We start from the raw sequence: 21212 nt of genomic DNA on the forward strand, positions 1-21212 counted from the left end.
TCGAGACCTGTCCTCAATCAGGATCAAGGACAGGTATAGGCAGTGCAAAGCATTGTTTCAAATAAACCTACGGCTCAGCTTTGACTTATCTTGAATGATGATCGGAGCTTTCGATGAGACAATCTTCTTACCTTCTTGCAGGATTCTTAGCTATGTTCGCTGCCACGGCATTTGCTCAGCCCTATCGGGCTGCAATGACAGAACTGAAAGTCGCCGACGTTGAGGGAGAACGCGATCTGTCTGGATTTATTTGGTATCCAACAGACGCAACTGGACCAGAGACTTACGACTTCGAAAGTGAAGTGTGGGTGGGGACAAAAGTCGTGAAAGATGCTGCGCCAGTGACCAGCCGGTTCCCACTTGTTGTCTTATCTCATGGTATGTTTGGCAACGCTTACAATCAGGCGTGGCTTGCCGGTGCGTTGGCACGACACGGTTACATTGTGGCCGCCATCAGCCATCCTGGTACATCAACCTGGTCTCGCGACCCCGAGCTGACTCGGCAATTATGGGAGCGGCCAAAGGACATTTCCCGTGTCATAGACCACGCGACTGGTGCAACAGATTTTTCGCAATATGTCGATTCAGACAGGATCTATATGGCGGGACACTCTCTGGGTGGGTTCACGGCCGTTGCCTTGGCCGGCGCGCGCTACGACGCGGCTGGGTTAAATCAGTTTTGTGAAACTCAGCCAGACGAGCTGGCCTGTGGCATCCTTTCGGATTGGAAAATCGCGCAAACACCTGAGGATCGCGTTCAGATGGAGGCGGATCTGTCTGATCCTCGGATCAAGGCATTTGCAGTTTTTGACCTTGGCGGAACACAAAGCTTTTCCGAAGCGAGTCTTCGTCAAATCGACCGACCCATGTTGGTCTTTGGGGCGCCGATCATGAATTCAGGTCTGACGCTCGACATTGAATCCCGCGCGCTGATAGCCGCCCTGCCAGAGAGTAATTCGCGCTACGTCGAGCCCGGGACGCTATCGCATTTCGATTTTCTCGGCCAATGCAAGCCCGGCGGCTACGAGCTTCTGGCGAAAGAAGAACCCGGAGACGAGATCATCTGCTCAGATGGTGGCACAGCGCGTGTTATCAAGCATGAGATGATCATCGACGCTGTTACGGATTTCTTTTCGAATTCATAACCTTGCGAACGCGGAATGGTATGGCGAATCCGGCCTTCCGCCTTCGCCATCACCTGCTGTCATGATCGAATAAACCAGTTTATGCGACACCACCGTCGACAACTTGCTCGGGATATCGTTCCGCCCAATCTGACAAAAATTCGGATACGGCATCCTGGCTTGCCAGTTCTAAGGCACGGCGCGGAAGAGCGACGCCTTCCCGCAATGCCAGACTCAGGCACCGAGTATAGTTGCGGTCAGATCGTTGCGGGCAGTTCTCCGACCCATGAATAATTGTCGATAGAAGTGTTCCTCCATAGCCGTTCACATGTGTCAGGTCTGGCTTTAGCGACAGAAGGTATTCCATGACGTCTGGCAAGCCCTCCCATCCGGCAACCTGCACCGGTGTCAATCCTTCGGTATCTGGACGGTCATATTCAACTCCTGCGGCGACCAGGCGTCGAACGTGATCTAGTTTTCCCGGGATGTGCAAGATCATTCGGATGATATTGCGGTAGGCATCAGGTATCTTGTCTGGGTCAAGGGTGCCCGGCGGCTGAACGCCATCGGCAACGACACTCAATGCCGTTTCGATTTCACTCAAGGCTGTATCTGCGCCGCGCTCTTTGAGCATCCTCGCCAAACTGACATTTCCAAACACCCGCGCATAAGCATAGGGCGTTGTGTTTTCAAAGGGCCGATTCAGATCGGCGCCGTTTTTAAGAAGAAGCTCCACCATTTCTGACGAGGACATCCTGCGCGCCGCCTGGTGTAGCGCTGGAACGACCCATGGTGCTTCGCCGCCAACATGCGTCCCGTCAAATTCATCCACTTTAGCTCCATGGTCGAGAAGCATCTGAACAGCTGTTGTGTCATGGAAGTCCATCGCGCGCAGCAATGCGTTTGTCCCCTTCGGGTCGGCACCATGATCCAGTAGCAGTTGCAATCCCTTATGATGGCCGAGCTCGGTTGAATGATAAAGGCTCTCGCCGTCGTTCGGATTTGCACCGTTCTCCAGCAGCCATTGCCCAAGAACCATATTGTCCGAATGGCCTATGGCGAAGTAGAGCGGTGATAGCTTGTAGTCATTGCCATAATAAACCGGTGCACCGAGATCAATGTAAGCACCGGCTTCCAAAAGTGCGTTTGCGATATCAAGCATGTCTTGGGACAGCTCAGGTGCATGATGAATCCACTTGGATCGGGCAAGGATCGTCAATGGAGGCGCCATATCGCCAATGAGTTGCGTCGCCAGTTTTGGCGTTTGATCGAGAAATTCCAGCACATCCGCCCTGCGATAAAGAGCCAGACAAAGCCCGAAATCTCCGTCTGCCAGATCTGAGGCGTCAGCCAGCAGTTGACTTACTGCGGTGAAGTGACCCTGAGCGAGGGCCAGTTTCAGGCGCTGCCGCTTGGCGGCTTTGTCCATGCCAAGCAAATCCACCGCGAACTTTAGGGCAGGCCAGGACGGAAAACTGTTTTCGCGCGCAATTACGTGCAAATAGTCCGAGTGCCTGAGAGCTGTTGCCTCCGGTCGAGGTGGATAGTTTGCGATGCGTTGACGGGCGCGCAATTCGCGTGCTTCATAAGCTTTGCGAAGTGCTTTGGCATCGCGGCGCAATTGGTCCAGGGATTTTGTCATCGGTGTCCTCACTTTTGGCTCGATGGTCCGCTTGATCCGAGCATGAGACATACCGAAATAAGGCTGTCGAATTGTTGACAGAGATGCCGGTGACGGCTTTCCGCGAACCTGGAGGCTTTCCCTAGAAGCAGTCTCAACATAACCATTTGCAGCAACACCCGCAAGATCGGCTTGAGTGGATGACACTGGAGCGAATGACCGCAAAACGAAAGCGGCGGAGTACCGAATGACGAGACCGGCGATACCTGCTCTGGGCCGTTCCCAAATTGCCAAGCGTTAGGTTGCTTGGCGCGGGGTTGCACCGCCTCTGATGGCCGCGAAGACCCCAGTTTTTCCGATGCCTCACCTAGAACGAATGACACCGAAGTGCAAAAAACCGAACTTGATCGACATCAGTTCGGCAATCATTATCTGTTGCACAGGTTCAAAGGCACTCAATCGCCAACGCATCAATTCTCTTGATGCGCGAAAATGGTGGGTTGTTCGCGATACAGTTGGGAAAGGATACAAGGTGTCGATGGCGACTGTCGATGATTTGCGCAACGAACTCACCGACTATGACGGGCGAGACCCATCAGTCCTTTCAGAGATCGCCGCTCGACACGAGGACCAGCCATGGTTTCTTTCGAGTTTGGCTGATCTTGCGCCGGATGAAGAAGCAGTCGTGTCTGAAGGGGCGACTTGGATCATCAAGGCCATGGTGGAGAAAGGTCACGACTTCATGCCACAGGACGTCGAACGACTGGTTGTTGGGCTTGACGAGGTGACGGCGTGGCAAGCGCAGCTGCACATTTGTCAATCCTTGGTCCATATGTCAGTACCGCAAGAGGTCGAGCCTATTTTGAAGCAATGGTTGAATCCCTTGTTAGACGCGCCGCGCCCCTTCGTCCGCGCTTGGGCCACCGATGCCCTGTGTCGACTGTGCGACAAGCACTCGGACAGGTGGAATGTGCTTGAACAGATGTCGGAGGATAAAGCTGCGTCAGTCCGGTCGCGTGTTCGGAACCTGATGACAGAGTTCGGCGAACGGTAACCCTGCGCTGCCTTTTTCTGATCCGATGAAGATTTTCGCTGTTTACGTGTCTGGAGAGTCTGGAGCCCGTGGCGAGTCCGCCCGCGCGCGAAACACTCGGATAACGGTAGCGCAGACCGCCATTGTAGACATTGCCGCCAACCATAGGGTGAGATCCGGCGTCTGGACCACGATGCTTCGAAGCGATAGACCGATAGCCCAAGGCAAAGCAAAAACGATTGCGAACACCATCGCAATGTCGGCGGCAGCACTTCGAAGTGGATGGCGCGCTGGGTCCCGTCCAATCGCAATGCGCACAAAGGTGGCTGTCTGGTGGATTAACACAAGGCCCAGCCCGCTCCAGAACAATATCAGCCAGGTCCGATAGCCAGACTTCGGTAATCCAAGAGGCCCGCCGGCCAAGTGAAGGGCAATATCGTTGGCAAGCCTATGGCTGGTTGGTTGGATCGGCAATGGTAACGCCGAGGACGCATTTGTAAGCACCACCACAGCCGCGTCATGCTCGGGAAGAAGGATCATCTTTCCCCGAAAGCCGGGTAGGACGCCACCATGCTGGACCGACCGGATGCCTGCCAAATCTACATTTCGCCATCCCAACCCGTAGGTAAAACCATCGCCCTGGGCGGTCCCGTTATGCATCTCCGCAAGACCTGCTGCGCTGAGGATTGTCTCCTGTTCCCACACTCCTTCGCCCAGCTGAAACTGAAGAAACCTCGCCATTTCCGCGACGCTTACTGTTATACCCGCCGTGGCCAAACGCCCGGGTTCGGAAGGACGGTCATCAGGCCTGGGCCAGACGAACCAGTATTGGTGGCCCGCGGATCGGCATTCGTCGTTTCGCGCTCGACTTTGTTCGATGCCGAGCGGGGCGAATACCTGATCCGCCAGAAGTATGTCGAATGGTGTGCCAGCCACCGTCTCCAACATGCGTGCTGCGAGAAGGTAATTGGCGCTCGAGTACGCATGGCGCTCTGTGGATGGGCCATTCAGTTCCACATCCGCAAGACTCTCGACGTACCGTGCGAGCGATGCATCCGGCTGCAAGACGGGCGTTCGGGTCGGCACACCACTCGTGTGTGTCAGTAACTGGCGCAAAGTGATGTCGTGCCAGACGCCACCACTTATGTCTGACAGTTCTGACAGTGTTGCGCCGACAGAACTATCGAGCGATAAGCGTCTCGTCTCGATCAGACGCATCGCAACCAACGCAGCGAATGCCTTGCTCATCGAACCGATCACAAAGCACGTGTCTTCGTAAACGGGCCGACCACGGCCATCTGCACCAAAACCCTGCAGGAACAGAACTTGCGACCGCCGGACAATGGCGATGGCAGCGCCCGGTACGCGATCACGTTCAAGCGTTCGAAGGACATGTTCTTCGATGGCATCTAGGTCGGGATCAAGAGCCTGAGCAAATGCGGACACGCTAGAGAGCACGAAAAGCAGAATCGTTGTCAGCCGTGCGATGTTTGCTTTGAGAAATACACCCGTAAACACACTGAAGAAACGCGAGAACAATCGAACACCCTGCCTGGAAGTATAAGGACAAGTTAGCAACAAAGGCGGTTCATCGGCCAGTGGCAAACATTCCGCCGAGCAGACATCAGGACATTTTCGATCAATGCGCACATTGTCCGCACAGGTGAGTTCGACCGACTGTAAGTTTTGCACGCGCGGCGAATGCCGGCTGCGTCCGCAGCATCTGAGACATGGGTCGAATGACCGGTCTGGGCCGTTGCTACGTCAAAGTGCACCAGTTTTGGTCAGTCGCGCTACGACGCGGTCGGTCATGGACCCTGGTACAAAGAGCATTTGCTGCTAATCGAACAAGGCTTGACTGCGCTATACGTGAAACTTAATAGTTACGGTAACTTTGAGGTTACCAATGAATATCACGTCCAAACAAGCGTTGGTGTTAGATGCGCTTGGCAACGCCGTACGCCGTGACATGCTGGGAAAGCTTGCGGCAAGGCCGCACAGCGTCTCCGAACTTGGAGCGTACTATCGCATGTCGCGACCAGCGGTTTCCAAACATCTCAAGATCCTGAGCATTGCCAATCTTGTTAAGGCGAAATCCGTGCAGAACCGCAACGAGTATAGCCTCGTGCCAGAGGGTTTTGAGGAAGCGCGTTCCTGGTTGGACGCGTTCTGGGACGTTGCGCTGAACCGATTGGCCATGGTCGCCGAAAACAGCGAGGACTGAATGGCCAACGTAATCAGGAAGAGTGCTACGCTGCGGTGCAGTCCGAACGATGCCTTTCGAGCATTTGTGGAAAAGGTCGATCTTTGGTGGCCGCAAGGACATCGGAAGTTCGAAGGTTCAACACTACGTTTTGAAGCGCGCGTCGGCGGTAGGTTCTTCGAAGACCACCCCACGGACGGGCAGTTTGTCCTCGGGGAGGTACTTGAGCTAACGCCGCCGAAGGCCTTGCGCTTCACGTGGCATCCTGGAAAACTCTCGGCCCCTACAGAGGTTTCTGTCCGCTTCGTCGCAGATGGGGATACAACTCAAGTTCTTATTGATCACTCTGAGGGATCCGCCGCTATGGGGGAACGTTGGCCCGAACGCGCAGCGCTTTTTGTCGCCGGCTGGACAAGAGTTCTCGCTGCTTTGGACGTCTACATACTTTCATCAACGCAAGGTCAATAAAATGGAAATCTCACTTTCTAACGTAAATTGGATCGCAGTCATTGGCTCTGTCGTTGCTGGCCAAGCCCTGCTGACCTTGTGGTTCACGTTACTCTTCGGGGAGTCTTGGGCGAAAGCCTATGGAGCAGAAGATCGAGCAGACCATACCCTGGCAGTGCCAAGCAGCACTTATAGCATCGGCCTAGCATGTATGGTCGTTCTTGTGATCGGGACTGCGCTCTTGCACCAAGCGGCTGGAATCAACAGCATTGGCGGCGGCTTGGTTTTCGGAGTCATTGCCGCTATGGCATATGGGCTTGCAACAGTGCTGCCAGGATACGGGTTTTTGCTTAATCTCGAAGCAGGTCGAATTGCGGCCGGAAGCCAGGCAGCGTTGATACTTGTGGTTTCGGTTGTTTTGAGCGCCTTTGGCTAGGCCAAGAGGATATTGGTCAAAGGCAAATACGCATCTAGACCGTGTCGTGCAACTGGGTGGGGATTTCCAATACGACGCGTCGAAGCTGCCATTAGTTTTTGCGCAGCGAACTGGCTCTTTGTCGCTTGAATGGTGAGATCGATAAACTTAGGATTTTGCGTCTGCAGCGAACGTCAGGAATGCAGACTGCGGCTGCAACATCTTTACCGGTTGTTCAACGGAAGGAATGGGCCGTCAGTCTTTTTCGGGAATTTGCGAAGCTGGCGTTTAGCTCGCTGGTACAAAGTTTTCCCTTAGACCCACCAATACTTCGCAACAAATCCGGACAAGGCATCAGAATACGTGTTTTCTTCGATCTGGCCCAATAGCGTGTGATGCATCCCGATAGCCATAGAGAGCTACGACATTTTGTAATCCGACAGCAGACGGCGTTTTTCAGCTATCGCTTCTCTGCGGTTCCGTTCGATCCCCAGCCTAAAGGACTCTTCGACGAAGTCAATGTGATCAGTCGCGGCTTTTTCGGCGCGTTGCTCATCGCCGTCAATTACTGCCTGGCCGAGCTCCATATGCTGGTCCAGTAGCTGCTTTCCAGTGCCGTCAATTGTTTTCAGAAAGTCGCGGTTGTAGAACACACCCTTACGTGTAAGCTCGTAGATCGAAGCCATGATATGGATCAGGGTTGCGTTCTGGCTGGCGTCGACGATTGCAGAGTGCAGCGCAAAATCCGCTTCTTGAGAAGCTTTGGTATCGTTTTCACGCCAAGCGCGCTCATTCTCGACCAAAATCTCCGCAATCCTCTCTTGGTCGGCCTTTGTAGCGCGTCGCGCGGCAAGGCGGGCGGCAAAACCTTCCTGTTCACGCCGGTATTCCAAATAATCGAAAAAGGCGGGCTCATGTCGCTCATAGAGCGCGAGCAGTGCAGGCATCATGGCCTGTCCGGTTAGTGCGGCGACAAAGGTCCCTTCACCATGTTGCGTCGTGACCAGGCCGCGTTCTTCCAGAACAGACAGGGCTTCGCGCAGTTTCGGGCGCGACACGCGCAACATCTCGGCGAGGTCTCGCTCCGAGGGCAGTTTGCGGCCCTGTTTCAGGACGCCCGAGGCGATCAGGTCCTCGATCTGAGCCACGACAGCTTGAGCCAGCGATTCGTGGCCGACAGGTTCAAATATCGCTGTGGGGCTCATGATTTTGATCTCCGCTCAATGCCAAAACTAAAGTGTACTGGTAAATAAATATATCCATAGCTGGTCAAAACTCAAGCTACAACGCTCATCAAGAACTTCGAACTTAGCAGCATGATATGAATAGATTTAAGTCGATTCTTCTTTTTGGGTCGTCTTCGGGTCATATCCTGAACCTTACTGAATTCTACTTGATTTAGCGCATCATGAATAGCCAATGGTAAAAAAACTTGTTGACTGGATTTGTTTGGTAAAGTTAATTTACCACCGGAGCTGTGCTGGAAGAAGCCGCGCCACTGATTGGGGTAAAAGTGCCCCGACCTACCCTGGAGGAGATTTCATGAAGAAGACCCTGACGAGCCTTGCCGTGGCCGCCAGCCTGCTGGCCGCACCTGCGGTTGCCGCTGACAAGCTACTGCTGAAAACCCCGATTGCCTTTTCGACCGAGCTTCCGGGCCTTGGTTCACCGATCCCGCGCGTTGCTGAGCAGCTTGAGCTGATGTCGGGCGGCACTTTGAAAATGAAAGTGTACGAGCCGGGCAAATTGGTTCCACCGTTTGAAATTCTGGACGCTGTGTCCACCGGCAAGATAAATTCTGGCTACACCACCGCCGGATACTGGGCCGGCAAAATCCCGGCCGCACCGCTGTTCTCGGCCGTTCCGTTCGGTCCAGAGGCTGGCGAATACATGGCGTGGCTTTATTACGGCAACGGCCTGACCCTCTATCAGGAAATGTATGATCAAGCAGGCTACAACGTACACGTTCTGCCCTGCGCTGTTATTGCGCCTGAAACCTCTGGCTGGTTCGCGACCGAGATCAACTCTCCAGAAGACCTGAATGGCCTAAAGATGCGCTTCTTTGGTCTGGGTGGCAAAGTGATGCAGAAGCTGGGCGTAGCAACTTCGCTGCTGCCGGGTGGTGAGATCTTCCCCGCGCTGGAAAAAGGCGCCATCGACGCAACCGAGTTTTCGATGCCTGCTATCGACGCGCGCCTGGGTTTCCACAAGCTGGTTAAATTCAACTACTTCCCCGGTTGGCACCAGCAGGCCACCGTATTCGAACTGTTGATAAATAAGGACGTCTGGAACGAATCCAGCGACCAGCACAAGGCGATCATCGAAAGTGCTTGTAAGGCCTCGATGACGGACAGCTTTGCCGAAGGCGAAGCGATCCAGCACGCCGCGCTGCTCGACAATATTGAAAACAACGGTGTCACCATCAAGCAGTGGTCGCCCGAGATGCTCGACACCTTCCGTGCGACCTGGGAAGAGGTTGCCGCTGAAGAGGCTGCCAATGACGCCTTCTTCGCACAAGTTCTGGACGACATGAACGAATTCCGTGACGGCTATGGTCTCTGGAAGACGAACGCGTTCCTCCCGCGTCAGTAAACTCCCTTGCTGACGTAACCGGGGCGGCGTCATCCGCCGCTCCGGTTCTTATTTCCTGATCTTCGGAATTTCTAACTTTTCACTGCTCGTGTGCCGGGCAGCTGAGCGAGGAATGACCATGACCACGCAAAATAAACTTACCGATCCGGTCGAAGCCTATGAAGGCATCCTGGAACACCCCGAAACCGACCGTCAGGGAATTGCCGTTGCCATCGACGCAAGCGTTAAGGCTGTTGGTCATGTGGTTATGTGGGCAAATGTCCTGCTGATGGGAGCGATCTTTACCCAGGTCGCACTGCGGTACTTGCTGAGCCAGAACTATCCCAAACTGGATGAGATCCAATGGCATTTCTACGGCATTGTCACGATGATCGGCATCTCTTATGCGCTGATCACCGACAGCCACGTGCGGGTGGATGTGCTGCATATGCAGTTGTCTCGCCGGGCTCAGAGGGTCATTGAAGTGATAGGCATCCTGACCCTGCTGACCCCGTTCATCTATCTGATGATCGATCAGGGGTATGACTATTTCTATGAAAGCTTGCGCGTTAACGAGCGTTCGGACAGTCCCACTGGTCTGCCGGCTCGTTGGGCGCTCAAAGCGGTTATTCCGATCAGCTTTGTCTTGCTCGCGCTGGCCGCCTTGGCCCGATTGATCCATGACGGGCATGCGTTGCTTTACGGGCCGGCGTCCGAGCGTGAAGGCGCGCCATTGCGACGTATTCTGTTGGTGCTGGCTGTGTTCGCCGCAGTTTGTGTTGGACTGGCTTTCCTCGTCGAAACAACCGAGGAAAAGCTGGTTATCGCAATGTTCCTGACTTTCATCGCATTGCTGTTCACCGGCTACCCGGTGGCCTGGGTTCTGGCAGGTGTCGGCGTGGGATACTGTGGGTTGGCCTATCTGTTCGACAACGACCTGATGTTGTGGACCGGGTTGGAGAGCACCTTTACCGGGCTGGACTATTTGACCCTGGGAGCGGTGGTGAACCGTGTCTATGCGACCATGTCCAACGCGGTTTTAGTGGCTTTGCCGATGTTCATCTTCATGGGTCTGATGCTGGATGAAAGCGGCGTGGCCGAGCGTCTGATGACTTCGATGCAGCGTCTGTTCGGCACTGTACGCGGCGGTCTGGCAATTACCGTGACGCTGATTGGGATTATTCTGGCGGCCTCAACCGGTATCATTGGTGCGTCCGTGGTGTTGTTGGGGGTTCTGTCGCTGCCGTCGATGATGCAGCAGAAGTACCAGCCGACACTGGCAGCTGGCGTGGTTTCGGCCTCTGGCACGCTCGGCATCCTGATACCGCCGTCGATCATGCTGGTGATCATGGCCGATCAGATGGCATTGTCGGTCGGAGACCTTTTCATGGCAGCTGTCTTCCCCGGTGTAATCATCGGCGGGTTGTATCTGACCTACATTTTCATCTTTTCACTGGTAAATCGCGACGCGGCCCCTGTGCCCGAAGGTGCCAAAGCCCCCGACTGGGCCGCCGTTAAAGATGTGCTGATCGCCGTCATTCCGACGCTTATCCTGATCCTTGCCGTACTGGGCTCGATCTTCGCAGGCTTGACCACACCGACCGAGGCCTCTGGCATCGGTGCCTTGGGCGCGACGCTGCTCGCATTGGGATATCGCAAACTGACCTTCCACAAGCTGTGGAACGTGCTGGTGTCGACCTTCAACACCACCGCCTATATCTTTGCGATCTTCCTTGGCGCGACTGTCTTTTCTTACGTCCTGCGTGAACTTGGTGGCGATGAGTTGATCGAGCATGTTGTTCAATCCACTGGGTTTGGCGCAAATGGCACCATCCTCTTCATCCTGTTCATCGTCTTCCTTCTTGGATTTGTGCTGGATTGGATCGAGATCACGCTGATCGTTCTGCCGCTGATGCGTCCTATCGTGAATGGGCTGGGTATCGATATCCCTGGCTTTGGCGTTCTGGATGAACCTGCGCTGGTGTGGTTCGTGATCTTGGTTGCAGTGACGCTGCAAACCAGCTTCCTGACACCGCCCGTTGGCTTTGCGCTGTTCTATCTGAAAGGCGTCTGCCCGCCCGAAATCAAGCTAATGCACATCTATAAAGGCATTATCCCCTTCGTTCTGCTGCAGCTGACCGGTCTGGCGCTGGTCTTCCTGTGGCCAACTCTTGCCACTTGGTTGCCCTCGGTCGCCTATTAAAGGAGCTTTCTCGATGCGTCTGAGCCAATGTCATAACTTCCACGACTTCCGGCTGCTGGCCAGGAAACGGCTACCGGGTCCCATTTTTAACTACATCGATGGTGGCGCTGATGACGAAGTGACATACCGCGAAAATACCAACGCGTTTGATCGCTGCGATCTGCTGCCTTCGGTTCTTCGCGGTGTGTCAGAAGTGGATATGTCTGTCACGGTGATGGGGCAAAAGCTGGACATGCCCGTCTATTGCTCGCCCACCGCCTTGCAGCGCTTGTTCCACCATCAGGGAGAGCGAGCTGTTGCCGCTGCGGCCGAAAAATACGGCACCATGTTCGGCGTGTCCTCGTTGGGTACCGTGTCGTTGGAAGAGCTGCGACAAAAGCATGAGAACCCGCAGGTATATCAATTCTATTTCCACAAAGATCGCGGCTTGAACACCGCCATGATGCAACGCGCCAAAGAGGCGGGGGTCGAAGTGATGATGCTGACGGTGGACTCAATCACCGGAGGCAACCGCGAACGCGACCTGCGGACCGGGTTTTCGATCCCCTTCCGTCTGACGCTGGGGGGTATGATCCAGTTCGCGATCAAGCCGAAGTGGGGGATCAACTACGTTACACATGAGAGGTTCCGTCTGCCTCAGTTGGAAGAACACGTGGATATGGGTGGAGGCGCCAGTTCTATCGGCGGGTATTTCACCGATATGCTTGACCCGTCGATGACCTGGGGTGACGTGGCCCAGATGGTGCGCGATTGGGATGGTCAATTCTGCCTGAAGGGGATCATGACCGTCGAAGACGCCCGCCGCGCGACCGAGATCGGATGTACCGGGATTATCCTGTCAAACCATGGTGGTCGTCAGCTGGACGGCTCACGCACGCCTTTCGACCAACTGGCTGAGATTGTCGATGCGGTCGGTGACAAGCTGGATGTAATGATGGACAGCGGTATCCAGCGCGGAACCCATGTGTTGAAGGCGCTATCGCTCGGGGCCAAGGCCGTTGGGGTAGGGCGCCACTATCTGTATCCGCTTGCCGCTGCAGGGCAGGCAGGGGTTGAACGTGCGCTGGGATTGATGCGTGCTGAGATCGAACGCGATATGAAGCTGATGGGTGTGACCCGTATCGATCAGCTGAACCGCAGCAATATCCGGTTTCGGGACACCGCACCCAATATCAGACAACAAAGGGATGCGGCATGACGAATGAGGATCTGATCCGAACCTTCCGTTCCATCGTCGGTGCTAGGCACGTTCTGACCGGCGAACGCGCAACAGAGCGTTTTTGCCGGGGTTTTCGCTCGGGCCAGGGCGAGGCTTTGTGCGTTATTCAGCCCGGTACGCTGCTGGAACAATGGAAAGTACTGCAGGCTTGCGTTGCGGCAGACAAGATCGTCATCATGCAAGCGGCCAACACCAGCCTGACCGAAGGCTCGACGCCATCGGGCCGATATGACCGAGATGTGGTGCTGATTAATACCCGCCGGATGGATACCTTAGTTCCGTTGAATGACGGCGCGCAGATTGTCAGCTTTCCGGGGGCCACATTGTTTGCTTTGGAAAAACTGCTGGCTCCGCTGGGGCGCGAGCCGCATTCGGTTATAGGCTCGTCGTGCATCGGGGCGTCCATTGTTGGTGGTGTGTGCAACAACTCGGGCGGCTCTCTTGTTGAGCGTGGACCGGTTTACACCGAGCTATCGGTCTATGCCCGGATTACCGAAAAAGGCGATTTGGAATTGGTCAATCATCTGGGCATTGACCTGGGCGAGACGCCCGAGGAAATTCTGGCCAATCTAGACTCCGGCACATTCGACCGGACACCGGAACACACCAACAAACGCGCCTCGGCCAGCGACTATGCGCAAATCGTGCGCGATGTGGACGCTGAAACGCCGGCGCGGTTCAACGCGGACAAAGCAAAGCTATATGAATCCGCCGGGTCCGCGGGAAAGCTGGCGGTGTTTGCTGTGCGCCTTGATACCTTTCCCAAGAACGACGCTGAGAAGGTGTTTTATATCGGCACCAACGATCCGGGTGATCTGGCCGCCCTACGCCACTACATTCTGTCCGAGTTTAAGGATTTGCCGGTTTCTGCGGAATACATGCACCGCGACGTGTTCGATATTACCGCGCGCTATGGCAAGGACACGGTCGTGATGATCGATAAGCTGGGCACGGACCGCCTGCCGATGTTCTTTGCCATTAAAGGGGCAGTGGATGCATGGCTGCGCCGCGTTCCGTTCCTGAGCAGTATTACTGACCGCTTCATGCAAATGGCCGTCGCGCTATGGCCGCGTGTTCTGCCGAAACGGATGCTGGAATTCCGTGACCGTTTTGAACATCACCTGATCCTCAAAATGAAGGGCGGCGGGATCAATGAAGCTGCTAAATGGTTGCCCGGCTTTTTGAAGGATCGCGATGCCGATTTCTTTGAATGCACAGCGCGTGAGGCCAAGATAGCCGGCCTTCATCGGTTCGCCGCTGCGGGGGCTGCCGTGCGCTACATGGCCATCCACGCAGATGAGGTTGAGGACATCATCGCATTGGACGTCGCCCTGCGTCGAAATGATCAGGATTGGCTGGAAAATCTACCGCCCGAGATCGGTGATCAACTCGTCCATAAGCTTTACTATGGGCATTTCCTGTGCCACGTGATGCATCAGGATTATGTTGTCCGAAAAGATGCAGATCCAAAGGCACTGAAGGTAGCGATGCTCAAACTGTTTGATGAGCGGGGTGCGGAATACCCCGCTGAGCACAATGTGGGCCACCTATATGCGGCGAAACCCGATTTGGCGGAACATTACCGATGTTGCGATCCGACCAATTCCTTCAACCCAGGAATTGGAAAGATGTCAAAGGCCCGAAACTATGCCGGGGCCACGCCCAAACAGCCGACCTAAATTGGAGCTCACTCAATGTGGTTTTGAAGGTGTACACGCCCCCGCTGGCCTCGATGTGCCATTGTGGGTTTGCAAACAGCCTGAATGGAGCCGTCTATGGAAGAGATTAGCATGATTGGCCTGGATTTTCCCTGCAGGCCGTTTGTTCGCTCAGTTCCTGAGCTTGCGCGTGCAGCGAATGTCGGGAAAGTGGGCTGCGACTGCAGCAACTTGACGGTCGGTTCAATGTCCGGATTGGGCCGTGTGCGAATTCAATGTCATCTAGCCTAAATGGCCGATGCTGTGAGCATGACGATTACCTCCGACCCCACCTGCAACCGGTATGCTGTACAATCTAGGACAAGATCGCTATTCAGCCTGTTCCTGCAAATCATTGCAAACTTCAGACTAGAAAGGTGGTGTAAACCACATGCAGGTTAGTGTTCGCGAAAACAATGTTGATCAGGCCCTTCGGGTTCTTAAGAAAAAGCTCCAGAAGGAAGGCGTTTTCCGTGAAATGAAGCTCAAGCAACATTTCGAGAAACCGTCCGAGAAAAACGCGCGCCAGAAAGCTGAAGCGATCCGCCGCGCCAGAAAGCTGGCACGCAAGAAGTTGGAACGCGAAGGATGATGTAATCATTCCTCGATGCTGAAAAACAACCCCCGTTGTCCGATGGCAGCGGGGGTTTTTCCGAACGCCTCATGGGCATGAAGGACGAGGTTTGGCTGCGGCATGCGAACTCTTGGTCCGTTTGGACCCGTGTGTTGACACCCCTGCCGCTTCTGGCGTTGGCAATCTGGAGCAGAGCTTGGATTGGTTATTGGGCATGGCTTGCGGTCGGCGTCGTTCTTGTCTGGATATGGATCAACCCACGCGCTTTTTCGCGGCCGGAGTCTTTCGACAGTTGGTCCGCACAGGGTGTTCTTGGCGAGCGTGTCTGGCTGCGGCACCGCGAAAAAGTTGCGGAACATCATAAGCGCGTCGCAAATACGGTCGCCGTTGCCAGCGGCGTTGGTCTCTTGCCGTTTGCCTATGGTCTGTGGGCATTCGACTTAGGGTTCACTTGCCTCGGCATAGTTGTGATCTCGGGCGGCAAGATGTGGTTTGTAGACCGCATGGCCTGGGTTTGGGGCGACTTCCTGCGCGACGGCGGAACTATTGAAGATCTGACGGTTGGCAGTTGATCTGTGGCGCCACATTTAAACCACTCGGGAATACGATCATGAAGAAAGTAGTGTTTTGCCACGGTATGCCTGGCAGCCCATCAGATGCGGAGCTACTAAGTAAGGCCAATCCTGGTATTGAAGCCATTGCTCTGAATTTGCTGAACTTTGATCCGAAGGCCATCGACGCAGATCTTTGTGATGCCATAGATGCAGCGTTGGGGGAAACCGACGGCGAGTGTGTGCATGTGGTTGGCTTTTCCATCGGCGCCATGGCGGCAATAAAAGTTGCGGCGTCCAGGCCAAACCTGGTTGGCCGACTAACATTGATATCGCCCGCTGCCCCACTTTTCATAGGTGATTTTCTACCCAAGATGGCGGGAAAACCTGTTTTTGAATTGGCCATGAAGCGTCCAAGGATACTTCGGTTTCTGACGCGTCTTCAAAGTTTGCTGACCCGGTTTTTTCCAGAAACTATGGTCAAAGTATTGTTCGCAAAGTGCGGCCCTTCGGAAAGAGTTCTTTTAGAAGACGAGACCTTCGTCAGCGTTATGAAAAAGGCGCTATCGGAGAGCTTCGTACAGAGGCCAGCGGCCTATCTTGCATTTATCAGCGCCTATGTCGCAGATTGGAGCGAAACTATGTCAGCGGTGCAATGCGACGTCGTCCTTTGGCACGGGACTAATGACACTTGGTCGCCGGTTGAAATGTCTCACTCGCTAAAGGGTGTGTTTGGTGAAAAAGCCACAATAAACTTGGTTCAAGGCGCTGAACACTATTCAACCCTAGTACAAGCTGAACTGTAGTTCACACTCAAGATTGACGCTTTTGGAGTTGTACAGATTCTGGATAATATACTGATTTCGTTTAGAATAGGCACTCGAAGGAAGAGGCGTCTTTGGCTCGGTCACCTCGGCTGGAGGCAGTCGGATATTCGACCGGATTCATCAAGAAAATGCATGCGGCATCGCCCCGAAATTCGACGTATGAAATTCATATGCGGCAAGATCCGTTATTTCGGTCAATCGATGGCTAGTGGGTCTGGACAGACTTTGTTCGAACTTGGCGGACTTCTACAGAGATTTGGTATCAACCACATCCATAATGCGGAGGGAGATATCATGGGTTATCAAGATTGACGTGGGTGCGGAAACCCAGGAAGTTTTGAGTTCCTAGTGTCACAAATGAGTACGTTAAGTGGTACGGTAAGGATCATTCTCAACAGACTTCCCCCAAGAGAACTTTCTGAGCGAACAGGTTACACACATGATTATCGAAGTTCGTCGCTACACACTAAAACCCGGACGTCGCGAGGAGTTTATCGAGTTCTTTGAGCAGGAGAACCGTGTTGCACTGCGCGACGCCGGGATGCTGGTCTTTGGCCCTCTGCGGGATCTGGACAATCCTGACAAAGTCCACTGGATGCGGGCATTCTCGTCGCTCGAGGAGCGAGACAGGATCAAAGATAGTTTCTACAAAGGACCGGTATGGAATGAGCACATCGAGCCCTTGGTAATGCCCTTAATCCTCCATTTCGAGGCGGATGTGACCGAAACAACAAACGGGTTTGAGAGTTTCGGGGGGGGGGGCGTATCTCTCTGAATTCCGGGGCCCACAATCCGAAGGGCTCACAGAAGAGAACGAGACACGCTCCGCAACACCGATTGTTGCCACTGGCGTGTACGCGGTGAGTGGCGATAACCCGAAACAGACCGTGATCGCATGGCAAAATTACGTCGCCAATACACACCCAACTAACCGGAAGCGAAGACGGCATTAGATTTCGAATGCAAGTCGCCGTTGTCCCGCAGTTCGTGAGTTCGACAGGCCTCCTTTCTCGCTAGTGCAGCGAATGGCAGCAAAGCGGGCGCTACCGCAGCATTTCGGTTGGCTGCTGGATGTCGGCTCTGGGCCGCGAGTTACAACACACTCTGGAGCTGGCGATGTACCAGAAATCGGACAATGCTGTCACTCTGTCGCAAGTTGAAATTTGAGGAAGGTCGCCCCGTCATAGTCGACTTCGCCAACCCGCCAAGCACCAAGTCTGTCGAGTGCCCGCAGGTTCGTGCGTGACGGTGGTAAAAGGAAGGTCACATACGGGATGCGTTCATCGGAAATTGCAAAGTCGATCGCCTTTCGCGAGATGCGCGGCCCGAGGCCAAACGTGTCGGGCCGCAAGACCAGTCCGAAATCCCACTCGGCTCCTTCTTTTTGAAATCCACCCCAGCCGACATATCGGTCATCGGACAAGAATGCCCAATGTCCAAGTCCGTCACGGTGCCAACACTCTTCCTTTTTGGCGACAAACCGCGCCACTGTCTCGGCATTCCAAGTAAATCTCAGAAGCGGCATATGCTCGGCGACACGAGGGTCGGACATGTGCGCTAAGATTTCGGCTGGGTCGATTTCCGACAATCGGACGAATTTTATTTCAGATCTCATTGCGGCGTCTTTCGATGTGCTCGTCGCTCATTGTCCTCTGAACGCGATATTTCACCAGCCAACTCTATGCCTGCTGTCACGCTGCGACATAGGCATTCAGTTTGTTGCCATCCAGATCCCGGAAATACCCTCCGTAGAAACCATGATCTCCGCGCGGGCCGGGGGGGCCCTCATCTGTTCCGCCAAGTTCGAGGCACTTGGCGTGAAGCGTATCGACGGCTTTTCTGTTGGTCATTTTCAAAGCGACCATCACCCCGTTTCCAACACTTGCCGGTTCCCCATTGAACGGACAAGCAAGGCATAACGCAGGCTCGGCCCGCGAGCGCCCCCATGCGGCCATATCGCCGTGTTTCCAAAGGCGGTTTGCGCCCACGCTTGAAAACAAGGCGTCGTAGAATTTCAGCGCGACCTCGAAGTTGTTGGTTCCGAGGGTAACATATCCGATCATGCATGCTCTCCGTGATTCTGTGGGCGTTATTTTCTACTCTAAGCCCGGCTACAAAGGCGCCTGGGTTGCTTCGCCAGACCGCCTTGCAAGCAGGGTCGAGGCCGGACCATGGCTCGGAATTGCCCGCACTTCAAAATTTTCGAAACGCTCGATTGCCTGCATCAATCGGGAGCGGGACATAAACCGGCCAGTCCCGCGAAACAAAAGCGCTTGGCGCATTAGGCTGTCGGCAAAGCCACGGGCAGGCTCATCTGCGCAGAACGCGAGACAAAGCGCGCCGCCGGCTCGAACAACCCTGCAAAGCTCACTCAAAGCCAGATGGGGATCGGGGACGGTTTCCAAAGCCCAAGCACACGTCACAAGATCGAAGGTGCCATCCTCAAACGGCAAGGACTCCAACCGTCCTTGTATCTTTGGCACAGGAATGTCGGCGCAGCGCGCAAGCATGGCCACAGACGGGTCGAGAAGGGTCATCAAATTCGGCGGCATGCCCTCGGCAATCAATCTACGCGCCAGGTTGCCGGTGCCGCAGCCAGCGTCCAAAAATTTCGAATTCGGCAACGCAAGTGCACGCACCAGGCCTTCCAGGGCGGCCTGCGCCTCGCCGCCTGCATGACGCAGCCAGCGATGATGAAGTTTGTCATAGCGAGGTGCGAGTTTGTCATAAAGATCGACCGCATCGTCTAAAGGCGTTTCTGCCAACATCTCTTTAGTCCTATTACTCATTCATAGTGTCCGCGGTGCGCACACGTTTTTTACGAAGAACTTGCGTCGGATTGCGGCGCGGTGTGTTCGTGCTCGGGCCACGTCCATGCAGTCCAGAGAATTGCCATTAGAGCCACGATCTCGATAGCGAGGTGGAAGGTGTCATCCATGTCGGTGGGGGCCGAGGAAAGGAGCGTACCCGTCGTGACGATCACTGCAAGGAAGGTGACAGGGCGACCGATCCTGCGGGTTAGCAGGAGCGAAAAGAGCACCATCGCAATCGGCACCTGGACGAGGAAACCGCCGAGAAGCATCAGCCCTTCGGTGATCTCGATGCCGTTATAATGGCCTGTCAGCAGCATCTCGATATGGGACGCGAGAACAAACTGGTGAATGTCGCGAAAGATGATGTTGAGCAGTATGAACAGCCACAGGGCCGAAAGAAGAATATGGGGATCGAGCCGTCTCATTTTGGTGTCTTCTTTCTGTGTTTCTGGAGTTTGCCGGTATCAGGCCGGGAGTACGATTGGGTTCAGATCACGGCACCGGATGTGCGCGTTGCAAAGGCGCGGGGGATCAGGAGTTCCGCAATCGCAAGGTTGATGGCCCACGCCCCAACCATCAGGAGGTCTCGCGAAAACCCCGACGGCTCAGTGTCAAAGAGGCCCATCGTGACCAGAAAGAGCGCGGTCTGCGTTGAGGCCCCTTGGCCGATGGCATAAGCGCGCAGCATCGCAGCGCGGTGCGCAGCGACGTTTCGCGACCGGATCGCGACGACGGCCCATGCGATGAGGGCGATCATCGCGAGGCTAAGCGTGACCCTCGCCCCATAAAGCAATGGTCCCTGCAGGGCGTTGGGAAATACGTAAGCTACGGTCATCCATAGCCCGGTAAGCGCGCTGACGCATCCCGCGGCCGCCACGATCCGCCCGAGGTTCCTGTGCAAGGCGGGGCGGTAGCGCCTCAGTCTCGGCAGAAACTGCACAGCCCCCACAAGGCAGAAAACTGAACTGCCGAGGATATGCAATGTGATCGGGAGGGGATCGATCACCGCACGTGGGTTCGGCGGTATGATCGCCGGAGCGCCGAAAAGTTCCGGAATTCGGACCAGCCCGACGACTGCCGGAATGAAAGAGTAGAGGAACACGAGGGCAAGGAACGCCCATTCGCGACGGCTGATAAAGTACATGCTTCAGTCTCTCAGAATAAGGTGTCGGTCTGCCTCAGGCGGGCTTGCGGGCGACGATAAAGGGGCTCAGTCGGTTCTTTCCGAAGTACCGCGTCTGCTCGATTTCGAACCCGGCCCGGATCAGGTGCCGGGTCAATTCAGCGCGACTCAAGATGATCACATTAGGCGCGATCCGCGCGGCCATGAGCACGCGAACCATGGCTCGCATCCAGCGCGGCGCGTCCTTCAGACAAACCGTCTTTGATATGAAGTGACCGCCGGGTTTCATTTGGTGGAATACTGAATCCAGCACGGTCGGTATGTCATCCACCAGGTGAAGCAGGCTGAACGCGCAAGCGACCTCGAACGGTTGGCCAGGAATGTGTTGCGCCGCCTCCGCCTGAAGAAATTCTGGTGTTCCCGCGGTATCGTCACCTGATCGTGACCGGGCGATCCGGATCATCTCGGCAGAGAGGTCGGTTGCGGTCACATGAGCGACGACAGGCGCGATCTTCCTGGCTGTGCCGCCTGTGCCGCAGCCGATTTCAAGAACGCGATCGGTCGATCGAAGAAGCGCAGTGACGCATTCCAGCTTTTCTTCGTAGGCGGTGACATCGGCAATAGGTGTCTTGGCGTACTTGGGCGCATGCCGGTCCCAGAAGGCTTGAGCAGTCATGTCGGTTTCCTTTGCGCGTTGCACTTCAGGTTTGAAGCGGCGCGGATGCGCCAGTCGTAAGAAACTGCGGAATGCATTGTGTCGCTTTCGATTGCAGAGACCGGGCCGATCTCGT

The 21212-nt window shown here is 55.0% G+C and carries 22 protein-coding genes; 13 read left to right on the forward strand and 9 right to left on the reverse strand.

Going from position 1 to position 21212, the window contains the following annotated elements:
• Nucleotides 1-113 precede the first annotated feature (113 nt).
• Entirely contained in the window at nt 114-1145 is a 1032-nt protein-coding gene (locus RUM8411_RS21870; RefSeq protein WP_085824855.1) for an alpha/beta hydrolase family protein, read from the forward strand.
• A 79-nt stretch (nt 1146-1224) separates the two neighbouring features.
• On the opposite strand, the gene RUM8411_RS21875 is transcribed toward RUM8411_RS21870, so the two are convergent.
• Nucleotides 1225-2766 carry an ankyrin repeat domain-containing protein gene (locus tag RUM8411_RS21875; RefSeq protein WP_085824856.1) on the reverse strand — a complete coding sequence of 514 codons (1542 nt, stop codon included), beginning with the start codon at nt 2764-2766 and terminating at the stop codon, nt 1225-1227.
• Between the two features lie 310 nt (nt 2767-3076).
• On the opposite strand from RUM8411_RS21875, the gene RUM8411_RS21880 reads away from it, so the two are divergent.
• Nucleotides 3077-3799 (forward strand): hypothetical protein, encoded by a 723-nt coding sequence (locus tag RUM8411_RS21880; RefSeq protein ID WP_143534981.1) that lies wholly within the window; start codon nt 3077-3079, stop codon nt 3797-3799.
• Between the two features lie 42 nt (nt 3800-3841).
• Here RUM8411_RS21880 and RUM8411_RS21885 read toward each other — a convergent pair whose 3' ends face one another.
• Nucleotides 3842-5317 carry a serine hydrolase domain-containing protein gene (locus tag RUM8411_RS21885; RefSeq protein ID WP_234995326.1) on the reverse strand — a complete coding sequence of 492 codons (1476 nt, stop codon included), beginning with the start codon at nt 5315-5317 and terminating at the stop codon, nt 3842-3844.
• Between the two features lie 367 nt (nt 5318-5684).
• Here RUM8411_RS21885 and RUM8411_RS21890 point away from each other — a divergent pair, with 367 nt between their 5' ends.
• The 3 genes from RUM8411_RS21890 to RUM8411_RS21900 are packed head-to-tail and all read left to right on the forward strand — an operon-like array spanning nt 5685 to nt 6864.
• Nucleotides 5685-6002, forward strand: a complete 318-nt coding sequence (locus RUM8411_RS21890) for an ArsR/SmtB family transcription factor (protein WP_085824859.1) — start codon at nt 5685-5687, stop codon at nt 6000-6002.
• A complete protein-coding gene (locus RUM8411_RS21895; RefSeq protein ID WP_085824860.1) occupies nt 6003-6449 on the forward strand; it encodes an SRPBCC domain-containing protein in 447 nt (148 codons plus the stop codon).
• Between the two features lies 1 nt (nt 6450).
• Complete coding sequence (locus RUM8411_RS21900) at nt 6451-6864, forward strand: DUF1761 family protein (RefSeq protein ID WP_085824861.1); 414 nt, start codon at nt 6451-6453, stop codon at nt 6862-6864.
• Between the two features lie 398 nt (nt 6865-7262).
• Here the strand turns inward: RUM8411_RS21900 and RUM8411_RS21905 are convergent, their stop codons facing one another.
• Nucleotides 7263-8048 carry a FadR/GntR family transcriptional regulator gene (locus tag RUM8411_RS21905; protein WP_200818626.1) on the reverse strand — a complete coding sequence of 262 codons (786 nt, stop codon included), beginning with the start codon at nt 8046-8048 and terminating at the stop codon, nt 7263-7265.
• A gap of 337 nt (nt 8049-8385) precedes the next feature.
• Between RUM8411_RS21905 and RUM8411_RS21910 the strand changes: the two genes are divergently transcribed.
• From RUM8411_RS21910 to RUM8411_RS21945, 8 genes are all read left to right on the forward strand, one after another.
• A complete protein-coding gene (locus RUM8411_RS21910) occupies nt 8386-9435 on the forward strand; it encodes a TRAP transporter substrate-binding protein (protein ID WP_085824863.1) in 1050 nt (349 codons plus the stop codon).
• A 118-nt stretch (nt 9436-9553) separates the two neighbouring features.
• On the forward strand, nt 9554-11617 hold the full coding sequence (locus RUM8411_RS21915) for a TRAP transporter large permease subunit (protein ID WP_085824880.1): 2064 nt from the start codon (nt 9554-9556) through the stop codon (nt 11615-11617).
• 13 nt (nt 11618-11630) lie between these two features.
• On the forward strand, nt 11631-12815 hold the full coding sequence (locus tag RUM8411_RS21920; RefSeq protein WP_085824864.1) for an alpha-hydroxy acid oxidase: 1185 nt from the start codon (nt 11631-11633) through the stop codon (nt 12813-12815).
• The gene (gene dld / locus RUM8411_RS21925) at nt 12812-14515 is read left to right on the forward strand and encodes a D-lactate dehydrogenase (protein WP_085824865.1); all 1704 of its coding nucleotides are present in this window, start codon (nt 12812-12814) and stop codon (nt 14513-14515) included. The genes RUM8411_RS21920 and dld overlap by 4 nt, the downstream gene beginning before the upstream one ends.
• Before the next feature lie 409 nt (nt 14516-14924).
• Complete coding sequence (gene rpsU / locus RUM8411_RS21930; RefSeq protein ID WP_085824866.1) at nt 14925-15125, forward strand: 30S ribosomal protein S21; 201 nt, start codon at nt 14925-14927, stop codon at nt 15123-15125.
• Nucleotides 15126-15196: 71 nt separating this feature from the next.
• Nucleotides 15197-15679 (forward strand): DUF6653 family protein, encoded by a 483-nt coding sequence (locus RUM8411_RS21935; RefSeq protein ID WP_085824881.1) that lies wholly within the window; start codon nt 15197-15199, stop codon nt 15677-15679.
• 38 nt (nt 15680-15717) lie between these two features.
• Nucleotides 15718-16464: an alpha/beta fold hydrolase gene (locus tag RUM8411_RS21940; protein ID WP_143534982.1), complete on the forward strand. Its 747-nt coding sequence runs from the start codon at nt 15718-15720 to the stop codon at nt 16462-16464.
• Between the two features lie 460 nt (nt 16465-16924).
• A complete protein-coding gene (locus tag RUM8411_RS21945) occupies nt 16925-17260 on the forward strand; it encodes an NIPSNAP family protein (RefSeq protein WP_085824868.1) in 336 nt (111 codons plus the stop codon).
• A 366-nt stretch (nt 17261-17626) separates the two neighbouring features.
• Here RUM8411_RS21945 and RUM8411_RS21950 read toward each other — a convergent pair whose 3' ends face one another.
• The 6 genes from RUM8411_RS21950 to RUM8411_RS21975 form a co-directional block, all read right to left on the reverse strand.
• Nucleotides 17627-18100, reverse strand: coding sequence for a GNAT family N-acetyltransferase (locus RUM8411_RS21950; RefSeq protein ID WP_085824869.1), 474 nt, complete (start codon nt 18098-18100; stop codon nt 17627-17629).
• Between the two features lie 76 nt (nt 18101-18176).
• Complete coding sequence (locus tag RUM8411_RS21955) at nt 18177-18548, reverse strand: VOC family protein (protein WP_085824870.1); 372 nt, start codon at nt 18546-18548, stop codon at nt 18177-18179.
• A gap of 48 nt (nt 18549-18596) precedes the next feature.
• Nucleotides 18597-19253, reverse strand: coding sequence for a methyltransferase domain-containing protein (locus tag RUM8411_RS21960; RefSeq protein WP_085824871.1), 657 nt, complete (start codon nt 19251-19253; stop codon nt 18597-18599).
• 50 nt (nt 19254-19303) lie between these two features.
• Nucleotides 19304-19723, reverse strand: coding sequence for a DUF6326 family protein (locus RUM8411_RS21965; protein WP_085824872.1), 420 nt, complete (start codon nt 19721-19723; stop codon nt 19304-19306).
• A 62-nt stretch (nt 19724-19785) separates the two neighbouring features.
• On the reverse strand, nt 19786-20442 hold the full coding sequence (locus tag RUM8411_RS21970) for a DUF2306 domain-containing protein (RefSeq protein WP_085824873.1): 657 nt from the start codon (nt 20440-20442) through the stop codon (nt 19786-19788).
• A gap of 34 nt (nt 20443-20476) precedes the next feature.
• On the reverse strand, nt 20477-21097 hold the full coding sequence (locus RUM8411_RS21975) for a class I SAM-dependent DNA methyltransferase (protein WP_085824874.1): 621 nt from the start codon (nt 21095-21097) through the stop codon (nt 20477-20479).
• Nucleotides 21098-21212: the final 115 nt, after the last annotated feature.

Source organism: Ruegeria meonggei (assembly GCF_900172215.1).
GTDB classification, from domain to species: Bacteria; Pseudomonadota; Alphaproteobacteria; order Rhodobacterales; family Rhodobacteraceae; genus Ruegeria; species Ruegeria meonggei.

Coding starts and splice junctions, on each gene's coding strand:
- RUM8411_RS21940 (WP_143534982.1), top strand. CDS start 15,718: ATGAAGAAAGTAGTGTTTTGCCACGGTATGCCTGGCAGCCCATCAGAT.
- RUM8411_RS21870 (WP_085824855.1), top strand. CDS start 114: ATGAGACAATCTTCTTACCTTCTTGCAGGATTCTTAGCTATGTTCGCT.
- RUM8411_RS21895 (WP_085824860.1), top strand. CDS start 6,003: ATGGCCAACGTAATCAGGAAGAGTGCTACGCTGCGGTGCAGTCCGAAC.
- RUM8411_RS21965 (WP_085824872.1), bottom strand. CDS start 19,723: ATGAGACGGCTCGATCCCCATATTCTTCTTTCGGCCCTGTGGCTGTTC.
- dld (WP_085824865.1), top strand. CDS start 12,812: ATGACGAATGAGGATCTGATCCGAACCTTCCGTTCCATCGTCGGTGCT.
- RUM8411_RS21880 (WP_143534981.1), top strand. CDS start 3,077: ATGGCCGCGAAGACCCCAGTTTTTCCGATGCCTCACCTAGAACGAATG.
- RUM8411_RS21950 (WP_085824869.1), bottom strand. CDS start 18,100: ATGAGATCTGAAATAAAATTCGTCCGATTGTCGGAAATCGACCCAGCC.
- RUM8411_RS21960 (WP_085824871.1), bottom strand. CDS start 19,253: ATGTTGGCAGAAACGCCTTTAGACGATGCGGTCGATCTTTATGACAAA.
- RUM8411_RS21875 (WP_085824856.1), bottom strand. CDS start 2,766: ATGACAAAATCCCTGGACCAATTGCGCCGCGATGCCAAAGCACTTCGC.
- rpsU (WP_085824866.1), top strand. CDS start 14,925: ATGCAGGTTAGTGTTCGCGAAAACAATGTTGATCAGGCCCTTCGGGTT.
- RUM8411_RS21975 (WP_085824874.1), bottom strand. CDS start 21,097: ATGACTGCTCAAGCCTTCTGGGACCGGCATGCGCCCAAGTACGCCAAG.
- RUM8411_RS21945 (WP_085824868.1), top strand. CDS start 16,925: ATGATTATCGAAGTTCGTCGCTACACACTAAAACCCGGACGTCGCGAG.
- RUM8411_RS21935 (WP_085824881.1), top strand. CDS start 15,197: ATGGGCATGAAGGACGAGGTTTGGCTGCGGCATGCGAACTCTTGGTCC.
- RUM8411_RS21920 (WP_085824864.1), top strand. CDS start 11,631: ATGCGTCTGAGCCAATGTCATAACTTCCACGACTTCCGGCTGCTGGCC.
- RUM8411_RS21915 (WP_085824880.1), top strand. CDS start 9,554: ATGACCACGCAAAATAAACTTACCGATCCGGTCGAAGCCTATGAAGGC.
- RUM8411_RS21910 (WP_085824863.1), top strand. CDS start 8,386: ATGAAGAAGACCCTGACGAGCCTTGCCGTGGCCGCCAGCCTGCTGGCC.
- RUM8411_RS21970 (WP_085824873.1), bottom strand. CDS start 20,442: ATGTACTTTATCAGCCGTCGCGAATGGGCGTTCCTTGCCCTCGTGTTC.
- RUM8411_RS21900 (WP_085824861.1), top strand. CDS start 6,451: ATGGAAATCTCACTTTCTAACGTAAATTGGATCGCAGTCATTGGCTCT.
- RUM8411_RS21890 (WP_085824859.1), top strand. CDS start 5,685: ATGAATATCACGTCCAAACAAGCGTTGGTGTTAGATGCGCTTGGCAAC.
- RUM8411_RS21955 (WP_085824870.1), bottom strand. CDS start 18,548: ATGATCGGATATGTTACCCTCGGAACCAACAACTTCGAGGTCGCGCTG.
- RUM8411_RS21905 (WP_200818626.1), bottom strand. CDS start 8,048: ATGAGCCCCACAGCGATATTTGAACCTGTCGGCCACGAATCGCTGGCT.